This window comes from Oceanisphaera sp. IT1-181 (assembly GCF_033807535.1).
In the GTDB taxonomy this organism is placed as follows: Bacteria; Pseudomonadota; Gammaproteobacteria; order Enterobacterales; family Aeromonadaceae; genus Oceanimonas.
The window spans coordinates 1,527,267-1,544,152 of sequence record NZ_CP136856.1 but is presented as its reverse complement, the minus strand read 5'-3'; the positions used below and the strand labels follow the sequence as shown (position 1 = coordinate 1,544,152).

General features: G+C 50.6%; 15 protein-coding genes. 8 read left to right on the top strand and 7 right to left on the bottom strand.

The window, feature by feature from the left end:
* Positions 1 to 170: 170 nt before the first annotated feature.
* The 4 genes from arsB to R0134_RS07025 form a co-directional block, all read right to left on the bottom strand.
* The gene (gene arsB / locus R0134_RS07040) at positions 171 to 1,217 is read right to left on the bottom strand and encodes an ACR3 family arsenite efflux transporter (protein ID WP_319784091.1); all 1,047 of its coding nucleotides are present in this window, start codon (positions 1,215 to 1,217) and stop codon (positions 171 to 173) included.
* A gap of 108 nt (positions 1,218 to 1,325) precedes the next feature.
* Entirely contained in the window at positions 1,326 to 2,054 is a 729-nt protein-coding gene (gene arsH / locus R0134_RS07035; RefSeq protein ID WP_319784090.1) for an arsenical resistance protein ArsH, read from the bottom strand.
* Positions 2,051 to 2,563, bottom strand: a complete 513-nt coding sequence (locus tag R0134_RS07030) for an arsenate reductase ArsC (protein WP_319784089.1) — start codon at positions 2,561 to 2,563, stop codon at positions 2,051 to 2,053. The genes arsH and R0134_RS07030 overlap by 4 nt, the downstream gene beginning before the upstream one ends.
* Positions 2,564 to 2,896 (bottom strand): metalloregulator ArsR/SmtB family transcription factor, encoded by a 333-nt coding sequence (locus R0134_RS07025; RefSeq protein ID WP_319784088.1) that lies wholly within the window; start codon positions 2,894 to 2,896, stop codon positions 2,564 to 2,566. It abuts the gene before it with no gap.
* A gap of 202 nt (positions 2,897 to 3,098) precedes the next feature.
* On the opposite strand from R0134_RS07025, the gene R0134_RS07020 reads away from it, so the two are divergent.
* From R0134_RS07020 to R0134_RS07005, 4 genes are all read left to right on the top strand, one after another.
* Positions 3,099 to 4,307, top strand: coding sequence for a class I SAM-dependent rRNA methyltransferase (locus tag R0134_RS07020; protein ID WP_319784087.1), 1,209 nt, complete (start codon positions 3,099 to 3,101; stop codon positions 4,305 to 4,307).
* 285 nt (positions 4,308 to 4,592) lie between these two features.
* Positions 4,593 to 5,630 carry a selenide, water dikinase SelD gene (gene selD, locus R0134_RS07015; protein WP_319784086.1) on the top strand — a complete coding sequence of 346 codons (1,038 nt, stop codon included), beginning with the start codon at positions 4,593 to 4,595 and terminating at the stop codon, positions 5,628 to 5,630.
* A gap of 13 nt (positions 5,631 to 5,643) precedes the next feature.
* The gene (gene mnmH, locus R0134_RS07010) at positions 5,644 to 6,732 is read left to right on the top strand and encodes a tRNA 2-selenouridine(34) synthase MnmH (RefSeq protein ID WP_319784320.1); all 1,089 of its coding nucleotides are present in this window, start codon (positions 5,644 to 5,646) and stop codon (positions 6,730 to 6,732) included.
* A gap of 217 nt (positions 6,733 to 6,949) precedes the next feature.
* Positions 6,950 to 7,582: an MBL fold metallo-hydrolase gene (locus R0134_RS07005; protein ID WP_319784085.1), complete on the top strand. Its 633-nt coding sequence runs from the start codon at positions 6,950 to 6,952 to the stop codon at positions 7,580 to 7,582.
* A 486-nt stretch (positions 7,583 to 8,068) separates the two neighbouring features.
* On the opposite strand, the gene R0134_RS07000 is transcribed toward R0134_RS07005, so the two are convergent.
* Complete coding sequence (locus R0134_RS07000) at positions 8,069 to 8,707, bottom strand: hypothetical protein (protein WP_319784084.1); 639 nt, start codon at positions 8,705 to 8,707, stop codon at positions 8,069 to 8,071.
* A 908-nt stretch (positions 8,708 to 9,615) separates the two neighbouring features.
* Between R0134_RS07000 and mepA the strand changes: the two genes are divergently transcribed.
* The 3 genes from mepA to glpD all read left to right on the top strand — a co-directional run bounded on the left by mepA (position 9,616) and on the right by glpD (position 13,572).
* A complete protein-coding gene (gene mepA, locus R0134_RS06995; RefSeq protein ID WP_413641452.1) occupies positions 9,616 to 10,344 on the top strand; it encodes a penicillin-insensitive murein endopeptidase in 729 nt (242 codons plus the stop codon).
* A gap of 50 nt (positions 10,345 to 10,394) precedes the next feature.
* Positions 10,395 to 11,897, top strand: coding sequence for a glycerol kinase GlpK (gene glpK / locus R0134_RS06990; protein ID WP_319784082.1), 1,503 nt, complete (start codon positions 10,395 to 10,397; stop codon positions 11,895 to 11,897).
* Positions 11,898 to 11,985: 88 nt separating this feature from the next.
* Complete coding sequence (gene glpD, locus R0134_RS06985; protein WP_413641435.1) at positions 11,986 to 13,572, top strand: glycerol-3-phosphate dehydrogenase; 1,587 nt, start codon at positions 11,986 to 11,988, stop codon at positions 13,570 to 13,572.
* Between the two features lie 46 nt (positions 13,573 to 13,618).
* Here glpD and R0134_RS06980 read toward each other — a convergent pair whose 3' ends face one another.
* Together R0134_RS06980 and R0134_RS06975 are read right to left on the bottom strand one after the other, a co-directional pair.
* Entirely contained in the window at positions 13,619 to 14,785 is a 1,167-nt protein-coding gene (locus R0134_RS06980) for a mechanosensitive ion channel family protein (protein ID WP_319784081.1), read from the bottom strand.
* A 69-nt stretch (positions 14,786 to 14,854) separates the two neighbouring features.
* Entirely contained in the window at positions 14,855 to 15,478 is a 624-nt protein-coding gene (locus R0134_RS06975) for a hypothetical protein (RefSeq protein WP_319784080.1), read from the bottom strand.
* Positions 15,479 to 16,259: 781 nt separating this feature from the next.
* Between R0134_RS06975 and R0134_RS06970 the strand changes: the two genes are divergently transcribed.
* Positions 16,260 to 16,805 (top strand): hypothetical protein, encoded by a 546-nt coding sequence (locus R0134_RS06970; RefSeq protein ID WP_319784079.1) that lies wholly within the window; start codon positions 16,260 to 16,262, stop codon positions 16,803 to 16,805.
* Positions 16,806 to 16,886 lie beyond the last annotated feature (81 nt).

The following is a 16,886-nucleotide window of genomic DNA, read 5'->3' as shown; positions in this document are numbered from 1 at the left end:
AACAAACCGAAGCTGGGCAGCATAATGGCTGAGGTTCATAAGTAATCAGGTACCAATAAATATCTCTTCAGATTTGATTTCTATTTTTCCGTGGATTCAGTGGATTCCGTGGCAAAAAATAGGTTTAGTGTTGTCTCATCCCCTTACCTTTTACCCTTGACGGGCGACCTTTACCCTTCACTGGCGCTCGTCTCAAACCATGGTCTGGTGCGGTTGGCAAACCACACTAGCGACAACATCACCGGCACTTCCACTAATACACCCACTACTGTGGCTAGGGCCGCGCCTGAATGTAGGCCAAATAAGCCGATGGCGACGGCGACCGCTAACTCAAAAAAGTTAGAGGTGCCAATCATACAAGCAGGAGCGGCTATGTTGTGGCTGAGCTTGAGTTTAAGCGCCAGCCAATAACCCAGCGCGAAAATACCGTAGGTTTGCAGCATTAAAGGAATCGCGATTAAGCCGATCACTAACGGCTTAGCCACTATAGTCGGCGCTTGTAGGCCAAATAATAGTACTACCGTGGCCAGCAAACCCAATATCGACCAAGGTTTACAGCGCGCCACTAATACCGATACCGGTTGTGGTACCGGCTTTTTACTTTGCACACTAAGCCACAACAAACGGATAAGAATACCGGCGACCAGTGGCAGCACTACATACAAACCTACCGATAACAATAAGGTCTGCCAAGGTACCGCAATGGCGTTCATGCCCAGCAACAAGGCTGCCAAAGGCGCAAAAGCAAACACCATGATCAGGTTATTGACCGACACTTGCACCAAGGTGTAGTTAGGGTCGCCGCGCGTTAGCTGGCTCCACACAAACACCATGGCCGTACAGGGTGCCACGCCCAGTAAGATCATGCCGGCTATGTATTCCCCCGCCGTGCTCGGATCTACCCAAGGGGCGAACAGCACGCGAAAAAACAACCAACCCAAGAAAGCCATGGTAAAAGGTTTTACCAGCCAGTTAATCACCAGCGTTAATAGCAAACCTTTAGGCTTTTTGCCGACATCTTTCACGGCGGCAAAGTCGATTTGGATCATCATCGGCGTAATCATCACCCAAATCAGTACCGCCACCACTAAGTTCACGTGCGCAAATTCTAAATGGGCCAAGCTAGCAAACACACCGGGCACCGCTTGGCCTAGCAGCACGCCCGCCACTATGCTTAAGCCCACCCACACCGATAAATAACGTTCAAATATGCCCATCTTAATCTCCTTTTTAACGCCATACGTCTTACGCTATACGCACTACGAAACAGACAAAGACCGTCTTTTTTAGGTACGGCGTATTACCTACAGCCTACCGCGTGAGATCTAGAGCGCGCTTTGATTGACTCTATTTATCAACTGTTCGCCAGTTTCTACGCGCTCTGAATAACGATCCGTTAAATAGGCGCTATTATCGCGGGTGAGTAGCGTGAATTTCATCAATTCTTCCATCACATCAACGATGCGGTTGTAATAAGGCGAGGGTTTCATGCGGTTATTATCATCAAACTCCATAAATGCCTTGGCCACCGAAGACTGATTGGGAATGGTGACCATGCGCATCCAACGACCTAAAATGCGCAGCTGATTCACCGCATTAAATGACTGAGAACCGCCACACACCTGCATTACCGCCAGTGTTTTACCTTGACTGGGTCGTACCGCACCTAGACTAAGCGGGATCCAATCAATTTGGGTTTTCATCACGCCTGTCATGGCACCATGGCGCTCCGGCGAGCACCACACTTGGCCCTCAGACCAATTCACGAGCTCACGCAACTCTTGCACTTTAGCGTGCTCGACATCATCGCCATCGGCTAACGGCAAGCCGGTGGGATCATAAATGCGCACGTCCGCTCCCATAAACAGCAGTAAACGGGCGCACTCTTCCACCACTAAGCGGCTAAACGAGCGCGGACGCAAAGAGCCATAAAGCAGCAAGATGCGCGGCTTGTGAGCACCGGGCTCTGTGTGGGAGAAATGCGGTAACTGAAAATGCTGCTCGTCTATATTGGGTAAACTAAGATCCGGCAAACTGATGTCGGTTAGGCTCATGGTTTTATTCCTGAAGGCTGTGTATCTGAGGACTCTTTACTTGCGAGCTGTGCGGCTAATAAAGACAGGGCTGCGGGCCATTGAGAGGGCTCTTGGCGCGCCACGGTTAATAAGGCCTCAACTCTGTCATTGATTAAGCGAATGGTGTGGCGAAAGGCGTCCGCCAGCTCTTCATCGGTACCGGTTAATTTAGACGGATCGGCCAAGCCCCAATGTAAGACTAAGCTGTTACCAAACCACACTGGGCAACTCTCTGCTGCCGCACTGTCGCACACTGTGATCACCACATCCGGTGCAAAATCCTCGAATTCATCCCAGGACTGACTGCGCAGTTCAGCGGTATTGATTCCCGCTTGGGCTAAATACACCAAAGATAATGGATGCACGGCGCCCGCGGGCTGACTGCCGGCGCTTCTTGCCTCCAGTAACCCTTGACCGTAATGCTGAGTCACGGCTTCAGACAAGATGCTGCGACAGCGATTATGGGTACAAATATATAAAATTTTCATTTATTCACGCTCACATGATGTGGAGTCACGAGCCAGTTGTTGCTCGCAGTGTTGTAAATAGTCCGGATGATGGGCGGCGGTTTGCTGCAATATTTGGCGGGCCCAACTCGGCAAATCTGGGTGTAAACGGTAATAGACCCATTTGCCGCGGCGCTCATCCATCAATAACTCGCATTTTCGCAGCTCAGCCAAATGGCGAGACACCTTAGGCTGGCTTAGCTGCAATGCCTGTTGCAGATCACAGACGCACAGCTCTTGATGCTGAAAAATCAGCAACAAAGATTTTAAGCGCGTGTCTTCGGCAAGGCATTTGAAAAACACCAACGGCGACATGACCACTTACTCCCACACATACATACAAATAATCAAACATGCGAATAATCATATATATGATTATTCGCATGTCAAGTTGAGTGAGGAGTGAGGCAAACCATTAGCCACATTCTGCCGTTCCACTATTTATTTTCGCCGTTGGTTTGTGCTTGGCCGCGCAACCCTTTAAAATCACCGCCCGCTTCCTTTACATAGCATGCCCATGACCATCACAGTTACTCTGATCGCCGGACGAGAAAAGTCCCTACAACGTCGCCACCCTTGGGTATTTTCTCGTGCCGTAGATAAGGTACTCGGCCAACCAAACGCCGGTGATACGGTGGATATTGTTAGTCAAAAAGGCGAATGGCTCGCCCGAGGTTTTTACTCGCCCCAGTCGCAAATTCGCGCCCGAGTGTGGAGCTTTGATAAAGACGAAGTGATCGACGAGGCCTTTTTCTTACGTCGCTTAACGCGTGCGAAAGACAGCCGCCAGCCATTGATTGATGAGCAAGGTTTAACCGGTTATCGGTTATGCGCCGCTGAATCTGACGGTTTGCCCGGCGTCACCATAGACGTGTATGACCAAGTGGTGGTGTGTCAGCTATTGAGCACGGGTGCCGAGCGCTGGCGTAAAGCCATAGTGGCCGCACTCAATGCCTTGTACCCAGGTGCCTGTATTTATGAGCGCTCTGATGTAGCTGTGCGCAAGAAAGAAGGTCTTGCCGAGCGCAAAGGCGTCTTGTCTGGCACCCTGCCCGAGCAGCCGATTATTATCGAAGAAAACGCAATTTCAGGAAACCAAGGCGTAAAAATCTTGGTCGACGTTGAAAACGGTCATAAGACCGGTTTTTATCTGGATCAGCGCGATAACCGCCGCATTGCCGCCCGTTATTGTAAAGATAAGCGCGTATTAAACTGCTTTAGCTACACAGGTACCTTTGGCGTATACGCGCTAAAAGGCGGTGCTGCAGAAGTTATCAACGTTGATATGTCTGAGTCCGCATTGGCCTTGGCCGAGCAGAACGTGACCCTCAATAAGCTAGACTTAAGCCGCGTTAAATTTGAACAAGCCGATGTGTTTAAGTTGCTACGTGCTTATCGGGAACAAGGCCAACGTTTCGACGTGATCGTGCTAGATCCGCCAAAATTTGCCGAGAGCAAAGCCCAGCTCAATGGTGCGTGTCGCGGTTATAAAGACATTAATATGCTGGCCTTTCAGCTGCTTAATGCTGGCGGCATCTTGCTGACCTTCTCTTGCTCCGGTTTGATGAGCCAAGATTTGTTCCAAAAAGTGGTGGCCGATGCGGCACTGGACGCAGGTCGCGATGCGCAAATTTTAGAGCGCTTAAATCAAGCAGCGGATCACCCGATTGGCACCGCTTACCCAGAAGGTCATTACTTAAAAGGCCTAGTGGTACAAGCTTGGTAATCGCTTTGCCGTGAGGTTTGGGCCGTGAAGCGTGAAGCGTGAAGCGTGAAGCGTGAAGCGTGAAGCGACAATATAACCCCAAACCGATTAGCTATAAGTAGGCGTGAGATGTCATCATCTTGCGCCTTTTTTTATGGGTAACTTAAGCCCAAATCAAGCCCTGACCACTCTTCTCTTACGCCCAGCCACAGTGCTTGCCCTCACAAACCCCGTGTTCTTTATTCACAGCCCTGCCCGTTAGGAGTAGTATGACCGCTTTCTGTCAGTGAACCCAAGGAAGCCCAAGTGGAACCCATACGCCTCACTCAATATAGCCACGGCGCCGGCTGCGGCTGCAAAATCTCGCCCACCGTGCTCGACACCATTTTACACAGCCAACTGCCACGCTTTAATGACCCTCGTTTAATCGTGGGTAACGACAGCCGGGACGACGCGGCCGTGGTCGATATTGGCAATGGCATGGGTATTATTTCCACCACCGACTTCTTTATGCCCATTGTTGATGACCCCTTCACCTTTGGCCGCATTGCTGCCACCAACGCCATTAGCGATGTGTATGCCATGGGCGGCACGCCTATTGTGGCCATTGCCATTTTGGGCTGGCCGGTCAATGTATTAGCACCCGAAATTGCCCAACAAGTGATTGATGGCGGCCGTCAGGCCTGCATGGACGCGGGCATTTCACTGGCCGGTGGCCACAGCATAGATGCGCCTGAGCCTATTTTTGGCTTGGCCGTAACCGGTCAAATCCAGCTTGACCAAGTTAAACGCAACGACACAGCCCGCGCGGGCGACCTGTTATTTCTGACCAAACCCTTAGGCATTGGCATTTTATCGACTGCTCAGAAAAAAGGCCTGTTATTGCCCGAGCACGCCACCTTGGCTGCTGAAGTCATGTGTCAGTTAAATAAACCCGGCCAAGATTTTGCCCGCTTAGCCGGCGTGAACGCCATGACAGACGTGACCGGCTTTGGTTTGATGGGGCATTTGGCGGAAGTGTGTGATGGCGCGAATGTCAGTGCCATTTTGCATATGGATAAGATCCCCCTGCTGCCAGAGCTGGATCATTATTTAGCCGCCGGTGCCGTACCGGGTGGCACTTTGCGTAACTTTGAAGCCTACGGCCATAAGTTGGCGCCCTTAACCCCACGCCAGCAACAGATTTTATGTGATCCGCAAACCAGTGGCGGCTTACTGGTGGCAGTAAGCCCAGCGGCGGTCAACGACTTTTTACAGTTGGCTGAGCAACACGACTTGCACTTAAGCGCCATTGGCGAGCTGACGGCTCCCCACACCCACCGCATCGAGGTGCTGGGTGAGTGAGTTGAAAAACAGCATGGCATTGAACCAAACCGTTACATTAACGGCAGATTACGACCAGCTGTTAGTGGACGACGTGCCGTTGCTGGACTTGCGCGCACCCATTGAATTTAGTGAAGGTGCGTTTCCGCTCGCCACCAATCTGCCTTTAATGACAGACGACGAGCGCGCCCAAGTGGGCACCTGTTACAAACAGCAAGGCCAAGAAGCGGCCATTAGCCTCGGCCATTCGTTAGTAAAGGGTGAGTTGCGTGAACAACGCTTGCAGGCTTGGTTAAACTGGCTGACTTTGCACCCTAACGGCGTTATTTATTGCTTCAGAGGCGGCCTGCGCAGTCAAACCGTACAACAATGGTTGGCAGAGGCTGGCCGGCCGGTAACCCGCGTTGAAGGCGGCTATAAAGCACTGCGCCAACGCTTGTTAAAAGAAATTGAAACCGGCTTTGAGCAACCAGGCTATGTGTTATCGGGCTTTACCGGCAGCGGCAAAACCGATTGGCTGGCGCGCAGCCCGTTGTCATTAGATCTGGAAGGCTATGCCCATCACAGAGGCTCCAGTTTTGGCCACTGGGCTGAGCCACAGCCCACCCCCATAGACTTTGAAAATCGCTTGGCGATTGCCCGCTTAAAACAGCGCCGTGCTGGCATTGAGTCTTGGTTGGTGGAAGATGAAAGTGCCATGATAGGCCGCTGCCCACTGCCCAAGCGTTTGTACGAGCGGATGCAGCAAGTCCCCGTATTACTGTTAGAAGTGCCATTTGAGCAGCGAGTGCGCCAAATTCAGCAGGATTATGTAGAAACCATGCTGGTGCGCTTTAGCGGGGATGTTTCCCGCTTAAGTGAATATTTGCAAGACAGCTTAAAGCGCTTATACAAACGCTTAGGGGATCGTGATTGGCGACAGCTCTCCCAACAAATGACCGACGCCATTAATCAGCAATTGTTAGGGCACGGTTGCGACGGTCATCAAGAGTGGATAACCGACCTTTTAGGCCGTTATTACGACCCTATTTACCTGCGTCATCAAGACAGTAAAGAACACCGCATAGTCATGCGCGGCAATGAAGAAGAACTCGCGCACTGGTTGGCGCAGCAGCAAGTTTAAACCACTGCGCCAGCTTGCTGATTATGTTAAACAGAGTGTGAAGACTAAATACTCTCAAGCCACGGAGTACACGGAACCGACGGAAAAAGCCAAAAATATCGTTATTAAAATTATTATATTTCATAACTTTATATTTTCGTACATTTGTCTTCTTCCGTGTATTCCGTGGCAAAAATGCTCTTTCTCTTTTAGGTTAAAAATTTAAGGAAACAACATCATGCTTAATCGCATCACGCTGCCGGTCACGGCCTTTGCCCAAAACTGCAGTCTGGTGTGGTGCTCCGCCACCAACAAAGCCGCCTTAATTGACCCGGGCGGTGAAACACCACGCTTATTGGCCGAAATCGACAAACGCGGCCTCACACTGGAGTCGATTTTATTGACCCACGGTCACTTAGATCACGTGGGCGCTACCGGCGAGCTACTGGCCGTTAAATCAGTGCCTGTGATTGGGCCAAGTCACGAGGATGCGTTTTGGATAAATGGGCTCGACCAACAAGCCCAGATGTTTGGCTTAAGCCCTGTTCTCGCCTTTACCCCAACGCTGTGGTTAAAAGCCGGTGATAAGGTGCAGGTCGGTGAAGAAGTGATGGACGTGTTTTTTTGCCCCGGCCACACGCCTGGGCATATTGTGTTTGTGCACCCGACCCAGCGTTTGGCCTTTACGGGCGATGTCATCTTTAATGGCGGTGTGGGTCGCAGTGACTTTCCGCAGGGGTGCCATAGCAGCCTAATCAACTCCATTAAGGAAACCCTGCTGCCGCTCGGCGATGACATCACTTTCGTCCCCGGCCACGGCCCCGAGAGCACGTTTGGCCACGAGCGCCTGCATAATCCTTATTTAAGATAACAGGCTCTGGTAGAGGCCGCTTCAGCCGGCCGGCCCTATGCAACAGGGCTTTCAACCAAAAACACCGCCCCATATCAGGGCGGTGTTTTTTTATGCTGCCTTTCCGATACTGAATCTAGTGTGACGTTTTGCTACGCAAAACCGGCCGACTAAAGTGGCCTCTACAAGTTCGGTGTCTGTCTTTATGCCGTCTTCCTGAACTCGATTCAGGATCTCGTTTTTTTAATAGTAAGGGCTAAGTGCGAGATACCGGGGCAAGCCCGGTATGACGGTGGTGCGGCTTATTGTTTCGCTGTCATCCTGATGCACATCAGGATCTCGGTTTAGCTTTAGTGATACGTGCGAGATACCGGAGCCATATACAGTATGACGGCAAGGGGAAAGAGCAAGAGCGAGATACCGGGGCAAGCCCGGCAGGACGGCATAGAGTGAGGGGGCTAAATCAGTGACCCTTCACATTTTACGCCTCACTCCTCACCTATTTATTTACCCCCAATCATCGTCGTCTTCATCTTCATCCACCGGCTCTGGGATTACCACTGCTGGCGCCAGCACGGCTATGGTGGCGAGCAAGGCACGCCTGCGTTGCCAGTTCGCCACAAAACCAAAGCGATAGCCATTATCATCAAGCTGAAAGCGCTCTTCTACTTTGGCATCTAGCGTGTCTTGGATCAGCGCCAGCTCAGTGTCGTCTAAGGTGAGATCTAAGGTAAAGGCAATAATAGCGCCGTCGTGGCCCGGCAATTTGTTGTGATTGACGGCCCGCACCCGTTCACGCGGCACTGTCACGGCTTCTTGGGTAAGGCCATTCACCAGATACAATTGCTGTTCGTCAAAAGCTAGATTGATCAGCAACTTGCGGTTCCAGCTGGGCGGCCATAGGCTGATCAACAATAATATGCCGCCAAAAATTACGCCTACCCAGTGGATTAAGCCAAAGCTGGCTTGGCCATCTAACTCTTGCCCAGCCAACACTTGGCCATCAAATAAGGCCCAAATCACCACCGCCAGACTCGCCAATAATGCTAGGCTATGAGTCATATAAAACCGCATGGCAGGCGGGGCTAATACAAAGTTTAACGGTCGTGCTAATACCTGCTCTAGGGGTAAGCGCTGCACTGACATAACATCTTCCATCTGGCAAAAAGTGCCCTACCCTAGCAAAAAAATGCACCTGCATAAATAAAGGTCTCTGTTCAGCCCAAACCTAGCCTGCTCGCTGGCGCGTTTAGATCTCACGCTTAACAAAAAATGGCAATCACCAGTGTCCGTTTTTAACGGTAAACTCGCCGCTCAGCGTCACCAAACAAAACCGTTAAACAAAGCTGATAAAACAAGGCGACAAAACAAAGCCTAACCATGCGTTTTATTGTAAGGTCATCATATGAATCATATTTTTAGATTGGGCGGCTCATTTATCTGTACCTGATTACCCACAAAGCTCAGCCATGTTTCAGAAAACTCAGCACCAATGAATTCAATAGGTTACAGGTAGGTACCGCCTCTTCGGTGAAGAATATGAGGCTCAGTTTGGTATTTTGATCTTGTAGGGGCCCGTCTCTTCGGCGAAGAGGACTTCGGCCCGGTTTGGTGTTTGGGTTTAAATCTAAACCTCAGTAACAGCCAGCAAAGCTGGCCAGCCGAATGAATTGGCTGCTACAAAACCCAGACCATTTGACCTTGGAGCCAGACCGGCAGCTACAAAATAACAAACTGAAACAGGGCGCATAATAGCTGAGGTTCATAAGTAATCAGGTAAATCTAAGCCTCAGTAACAGCCAGCAGAGCTGGCCTGCCGAAGCCCTCTTTATTAAAGAGACGGGGCAGCTACAAAGAACAAACCGAAACAGGGTGCATTATGGCTGAGGTTCATACGTAATCAGGTATCTGTATGTCACTGACGACGTGCATCCCCAGCGGTTTTTCAGTGAGTCGATAACTCACCATTTAACGTGGCCCTAAGGCCAGGAGAACCTATGAGCAAATGGAAAGGCGCGGTTTGGCTGGCCTTGATCGCTGGATTAGCGCCGCACATGGCGAGTGCCGAAGCCGTGGGCGGCTATGCGGCCGGTTGTCAATTTAATGGCCAAGCACTGCCGGGGACCGGCGTGGGCTTTCATGTGATCCGCGCCAGTCGCGAACGCTTTTATGGTCAGCCAGTATTAATCGATTATTTACAGACGCTGGGTAAAAAAGTCGAGCGCGCCAAGTTACCGCCCATGCTGGTGGCGGACATAGCGATGCAGCGTGGTGGTCCCTTTAACTTTGGTCATCGCAGTCATCAAACCGGTTTGGATGCAGACATTTGGCTGCGCACGCCACCCAAGCCCGCAAGCACCAGCCAGCTTGAGCAAGTGCCGGAAATTGATATGGTCAACCACAAGCTTTATATCCTCAACAGTCACTTTCAAGACCAGCAGCGCCAATTGATTGCGTTGGCGGCCCAAGATGAGCGCGTGAGTCGCATTTTTGTGCATCCTTTAATCAAGCAGGCCATGTGCCATACCTATGGGGATGCGCCTTGGCTTAACCGACTGCGGCCTTGGTATGGCCATTCCGGCCATTTTCATGTGCGTTTGCAGTGCCCTAAAGCAGACATTCACTGTGTGCCGCAAGCGCCCGTGCCGGCAGGCACCGGATGTGACCGCGAGTTGCATAGCTGGCTCAAAGATAAAACCGGCGCCCTCAGCGGCGGTGGCAGCCGCACACCCTATCGGCCAGCGTTGCCGCCACGCTGCCAATCGTGGGTACCGGGTTATTAACTGATCACGGGTTATTGGTGTTCAACTTGTATTGGCTAACAGGAGTATTTATGTCTACTCAACCTCGTTATGTGATAGCACTCGATCAAGGCACCACCTCATCGCGGGCCATTATTTTTGATGATCAAGCCCAAGTACAGGGCAGCGCCCAGCGGGAGTTTGGTCAGATTTACCCACAAACGGGCTGGGTAGAGCACGATGCTATGGAGATTTGGGCCAGCCAGCGTGCCACCCTAACGGAGGTGTTAGCCAAAACCGGCATTAAACCGGCACAGATTGCCGCCATTGGTATCACTAATCAGCGTGAAACCACGGTTATTTGGAATAAGCGCACCGGCCGTCCCATTCATAATGCCATTGTCTGGCAATGTCGCCGTACCGCCGAAATCTGTGAGCAACTCACCAAACAAGGTTTGAGCGACTATGTAAAAGAAAACACTGGGCTTGTGATTGATGCCTACTTTTCAGGCACCAAAATAAAATGGCTGCTCGATAACGTGGCCGGTGCTCGTGAGCAAGCAGAACGCGGCGAACTACTGTTTGGCACCATAGATACTTGGCTTGTCTGGAAGTTGACCGAAGGCCGCGTGCACGCCACCGACTACACTAATGCCTCGCGCACCATGTTATTTAACATTAATACCTTGCAGTGGGATGACACTTTATTAGCGGCGCTGGATATTCCTAAGTCTTTGTTGCCAGAAGTAAAAGCCTCTGGTGATGTTTATGGACATGTGCAATTAGGCGGCAGTCAAGGCGGCAAGGTGGCCATTGCCGGCGTGGCCGGCGATCAACAAGCGGCTTTGTTTGGCCAATTGTGTGTGCACAAAGGCATGGCTAAAAATACCTATGGCACCGGCTGTTTCTTGCTGATGAATACCGGCCAACAAAAGGTGAATTCCCAGTTCGGCCTGCTGACCACGTTGGCCATTGGCCCACAAGGCGAAGTGAATTATGCGCTAGAAGGCTCGGTATTTATGGGCGGCGCCATTATTCAGTGGCTGCGCGATGAGCTGGGCTTAATTCGCTCAGCCGAAGACACCGCCTATTTTGCCGCTAAAGTGGGCGACACCAATGGCGTGTATTTAGTGCCGGCCTTCACGGGTTTAGGGGCACCCTATTGGGATCCGTATGCGCGCGGCACCTTGATAGGCTTAAGCCGCGGTGCTAATCGCAATCACATTATTCGAGCAGCATTAGAAGCCATCGCCTACCAAAGTCGCGACGTATTAGATGCCATGCAACAAGATGCGGGGGTGACCTTGAGTGAGCTTAAGGTCGACGGCGGCGCCTGTGCTAATAAAGTATTAATGCAGTTTCAGGCCGATATCAGCCATATCGAGGTAATTCGGCCCACAGTGCTGGAAACTACCGCCTTGGGCGCGGCATTTTTAGCGGGTTTAGCGGTCGGTGTGTGGCAAGATACCGCGCAGCTTGCCAAGCTAATCTCAACCGCACAAGGCTTCACGCCCAATATGAAGCAAGCCCAACGTGAAGCGCTCTATCAAGACTGGCAAAAAGCGGTCAGCCGCTCTCGACATTGGGTGGATTGATTAATTTAGTGGATTAATTGAAATGGTGAAGCGTAAAAGGTGAAGAGTAAAGCGGACGCCGCATCTTAAAATGTGTTAAGGAAAAACTATGCCTGCAGGCATTACAGAAGTAGATGTACTCGTTATTGGCGGCGGCGTGAACGGCGTCGGCATCGCCATGGATGCGGCGGGCCGTGGCCTAAAAGTAGCGCTGTGCGAAAGCCATGATCTTGCCTCGGCGACGTCATCGGCGAGCAGCAAGCTGATTCACGGTGGTTTACGTTACTTAGAGCAGTATGAGTTTTGCTTAGTAAAAAAAGCGTTGGCCGAACGAGAGCGGCTACTCAACAATGCGCCACACATTATGTGGCCACTGCGTTTTCGCCTGCCCCATCAACCGCACTTACGCCCGGGCTGGATGCTGCGCATTGGCTTGTTTTTATACGACAACTTAGCCAAACGTAAACGCCTAGCTGGCTCTAACGCCATTCGCTTTAACGCTGATAGCCCGCTCGTCAGCAGTATTAGCCGTGGCTTTGAGTATTCAGATGGCTGGGTAGATGATGCGCGCTTAGTGGTATTGTGCGCCATGGCGGCAAAACAACAAGGTGCCGAAATAAAACCCCGCACCCGCTGCATTAAGGCCGAACGCCGAGGCGGCATTTGGCAAGTAACGCTGCAAAACACCGACAACGGCGCCCTGCAAACCTATCACTGCCGCGCCTTAGTCAATGCCGCCGGCCCTTGGGCGAGCTCCTTGTTTGATGAGGTGATTGCCCTGCCTGCGCCTAAACAACTGCGGTTGGTGAAAGGCAGCCATATTATAGTGCCGCGCATCCACGACGAGCCCGAAGCCTATATCTTACAAAACAGCGATCAGCGCATCGTATTCGTGACGCCCTATGAGCAGCAGTTCTCCTTGATCGGCACCACGGATGTGGATTATCACGGCGACCCGCGCGAGGTCGAGATAAGCGACGCTGAAATTGACTATTTGTGCCAAGTGGTGAATGAACATTTTAAACACCAAATTAGTGCCCAAGATGTGGTGTGGCGCTATTCAGGGGTGCGGCCGCTCTTGGATGATGAACAGCTGGCTGATGAGCATACGGACCATGAGAAAGCGGATAACGCCCCCGCTGCAAGTACACAACCAGAGAAGCACCAAGGTCAGGCACAAAAGGCGACTCGCGATTACACCTTTAGCTTGGATGCTCCGATTGGTGAAGCGCCGCTGTTATCGGTATTTGGCGGCAAGCTCACCACCTATCGGCTGCTGGCTGAGGCCGCTACTGACGCCATTAGTCCCTTCTTCAAGCACATTAAAGGCCCGTGGACCGGCACCGCCAAGTTACCTGGCGGCCATTTTAGCTCACAACCCTCGCTCATCATTGAGCTGGCAAGCCAATATCCTTGGTTACCGTCAGCGACGCTGGCGCGCTTTGCTCGCAGTTACGGCACGCTTTGCCATCATTTTCTACATGGTTGCAGCGAGTTTGGGGCACTGGGCACAGATTTTGGTGGCGGCTTAAGTCAAAAAGAAGTGGATTATTTAATTAAGGTTGAGTGGGCCTATACTGCCGATGATATCTTGTGGCGCCGCTCTAAGCTGGGCTTGGTACTCACCACCGAGCAACAAGAGCGCCTACAGCACTATATGCAGACCAAGCAACACTCTATACCAGCAACACAATAAAACCGGCGCAGCGCGTGGCACTGCGCCCTCTCTCGGTACTGTACTCTTAGTGCTCTGCATCAGGCTTAGGAGCGGCTGCGGATCGTTTCAATTCTGGGTTAAGCCAGGGCTCCAATCCTTTCGCTTCATCAATAAACAACTGCAAATGCGGAAACGGCATTTCAATGTTGGCGTCATCCAGCGCCTGCTTGATGGTCTCTAACAACTCACAAGAAATGCGGCCTTTTACTTCTATGTCTTTCGCGTGCACCCACACCTGAGCACTGAGATTCAAGGACGAGTCAGCCAGCTCACGCAACTGTAGCCGTGACTGCATTTGCTCATTGGTGATCACCATAGGATGGGCCGACAGCAAGGGCATGATCACCTCTCGGGCATGGGCAACCGACTCTTTATAGGCAATGCCCAGAGGAATGCGAATTCGCGTGGGCCCTTCGACACTGAAATTAATAATATCTGAGGTGGCCACTCTTTCATTAGGGATCATGGTAAACACATTATCGCGGGTGCGCAGCCAAGTGGTGCGAAAGGCAATGCGGATCACCTTGCCTTCTTCGCCGTGAATTTTTACCCAATCGCCGATGCGAAACGGCCGCTCAATCAGTAAGGTAATGCCTGCGATAAAGTTGGCCAAAGTCGACTGCGCAGCAAAACCGACGGCAATGCCCACTATCCCTAAACCCGCTACAATCGACAGCACATCAAAACCAAACTGCGCCAATACTGTGATGGTGCCCATGGCAATCAAGGCCACCGACAAGGTGTTTTTACACAATTGCTCTAGCGACGAGTCAATATGATGCCGCGATAAGTTGGAAGTTAACCCTCGCGATAACAATAGCCATAACACATAAAAAGCCAATGCCATTAGCCCTGCGCGAGCCGCGCCTTTTAGCACGGCGTCGGAGGCATTATATTGTGCCAATATCGCAATGATCACCGCCAAACCGATTAAATAACGCAGCACCCTTTTGGCGGCAATAAAGGGTTTTTCGCCATAGCGGGTTCGGCCCAACACTAGCTTAAGCAAGTTGGCCAGCAACCAGTAAAAAACACCAAATAGCAGCAGTATCATTAGCGACACCAATAGCTGCCCAATCCCTGCCACCATCAGCTCTTGCCAGTTCAAACCACTCATGCCCAAGGCATTACTGGTATCTTGTAAACTTTCCTGAAACTGTTCCCACAATAAAGTAAAACTTGATGTCGCCATGGAATACGTCCTTGTATTGGTGCTAGCTCATTTAACTTTCGCACGTCTTCAATATAGCGGCCAAATGACTTAATCTTTATCTGAAGGCGTTAAATGCCATTGATGACGCAAATATAACCCACCGCCGCACAGGCTGAGCAGCAATAACAAACCTAAGCCCACTATACCTAACACATCATTCACGGCTTTAAAGGGCGTCCATTGTAAATAATGTATTTTATACCAGCTATTGATCCACTGAGTGTCAGGGCCTAACTGGCGTAATGTCAGCCGCTGCCAATCAAGGTTGATCACCACGCCCGTGCTGGTTAGTCCTTGGCTGCCGTCCCACTCGGTCAAACGCCCATAACGCTCAGGGTTTTCGGCAATGGCTTCATTGACTAACAAAGTGGTCTGCTCAAGCGTGGGCGTAAAAGGCTCCAAACTCATAGCGTCTAAATGCAGTAGCTTATCTTGCTGTTTCACCAATAAGTGATGGCCCAAGACGGTGTGCAACAGAGTCAGCTCTTGCCAATCATTCGCGGGCTGAATACGTAACTCTGCATCTAACGGATAAGTTTTCACCGTTAACGGTGCGAAGGCGGCCTGATAACCGGGCTTAATAAAAAACAAGGCTCCCGTCACCACCCAGCCTAATATGGGCAATAACATTAGCAGCCCCAGCACCTTATGCAGACGTTTAACATAAACCAAAACCTTACTCCTTAGCTATTTTTTACGCCCACCAATGCCGACAATTCATTCAACACCTCAATGCTTGAGCCGGCCTTAATTTTGTATTTCGTCTTCAAAGCCATGATTACAAGCCAACAGCAGATACTTTAAAATTTCATCGTTTATCGCTAACTAAGCTATTTCCTATCAGCGCCAGCATGTGAAGACCGAGCCTGATGCCAAACCTAGTGGGGATAATAAAGACTTAGCGCTACCGTTACGAGTCTAAGCGTTGCCAGCTTGGCTTATCAGTTGTGGGTGAAATATATCCACAGCGCAGCCCTTTACACCTATTTGAGCTTGCTCATGTTCTTGCCCGCCCCCGTTTATATGCATGAACTCGCGTCACCTTGCGTCGCGAGTAACTAAACGGCTGATTACTGATTTTTTTAGGTGGTTTTGCCTCCTTTACTATTAAAACTGGCGAAACTAATGACAGCGACTAGACTTTAAGATAACCCTCTCAACGCACTCATTTGGCGACATAACCAACTCATTCACTGTTTTAAGTCTGTGCTATTTTCACCCTTTATTTAACAGAGGAGAGAGTAATAAATAGTTAAAACTTGCTAGCTAACAGACTTTTCTTTGGTTCCTAGTTTGACATTCGGGCTCCGAATGCTTAAACCTAGATGGTGATCGCAACGGGTGTGTCTCAACAGGTGAGACAATGTTCATCATAGCAACTTGTGTTTGAGTCGCATGTTGTACACCCTATTTTTTACGATAAAACCTGTTAGTTGATATGAGGATTTTTTCCATGAAAACATTCAAAAAGCTTTCTTTGGCAGTTTGTGTGAGCGCTTTATTAGTCCCTACACTGTCACAGGCACAAGGTAATTATCAGGGTGTGGGTCCTAAAGAAGGCGATCGTGAGTTCTCCATCAGTGGTTCTGGTGAAAGCGATAAGAACTTCGATAACGGTGGCATGGGTTTGTCTGGTGATATGGGTTGGTATATTAATGACCAAACCGTCGCCGGTGTTCGTCAAAGCGTAGCTTGGGGTGCAGTAGATAACGGTAATGATAACTGGTCAGGTGGCACCAGAGGTTATATCGATTATCACTTTGGTCAGAACCAGTTCCGTCCATTCGTGGGTGCTAACTTAGGTGTTAAATACTATAACCACGCCAAAAACACGGGTGTCGCAGGTTTGGAATTAGGTGCTAAGTACTACGTACTGCCTTCTACCTTCGTACAAGCTCGTGCTGAATATGGCTTCTTGTTTGATAGCAAAAATAGTGCCCAAGACAACTCCTCTAACGGCAGCTGGGAATACACTGTAGGTATGGGTTATAATTTCTAATCATCTACCCACCTAACGCATCAGTAGAAGTGTAATAAGCACAGCAAACAGTCAGCCATAGCGCTGGCTGTTTGCTTTCTG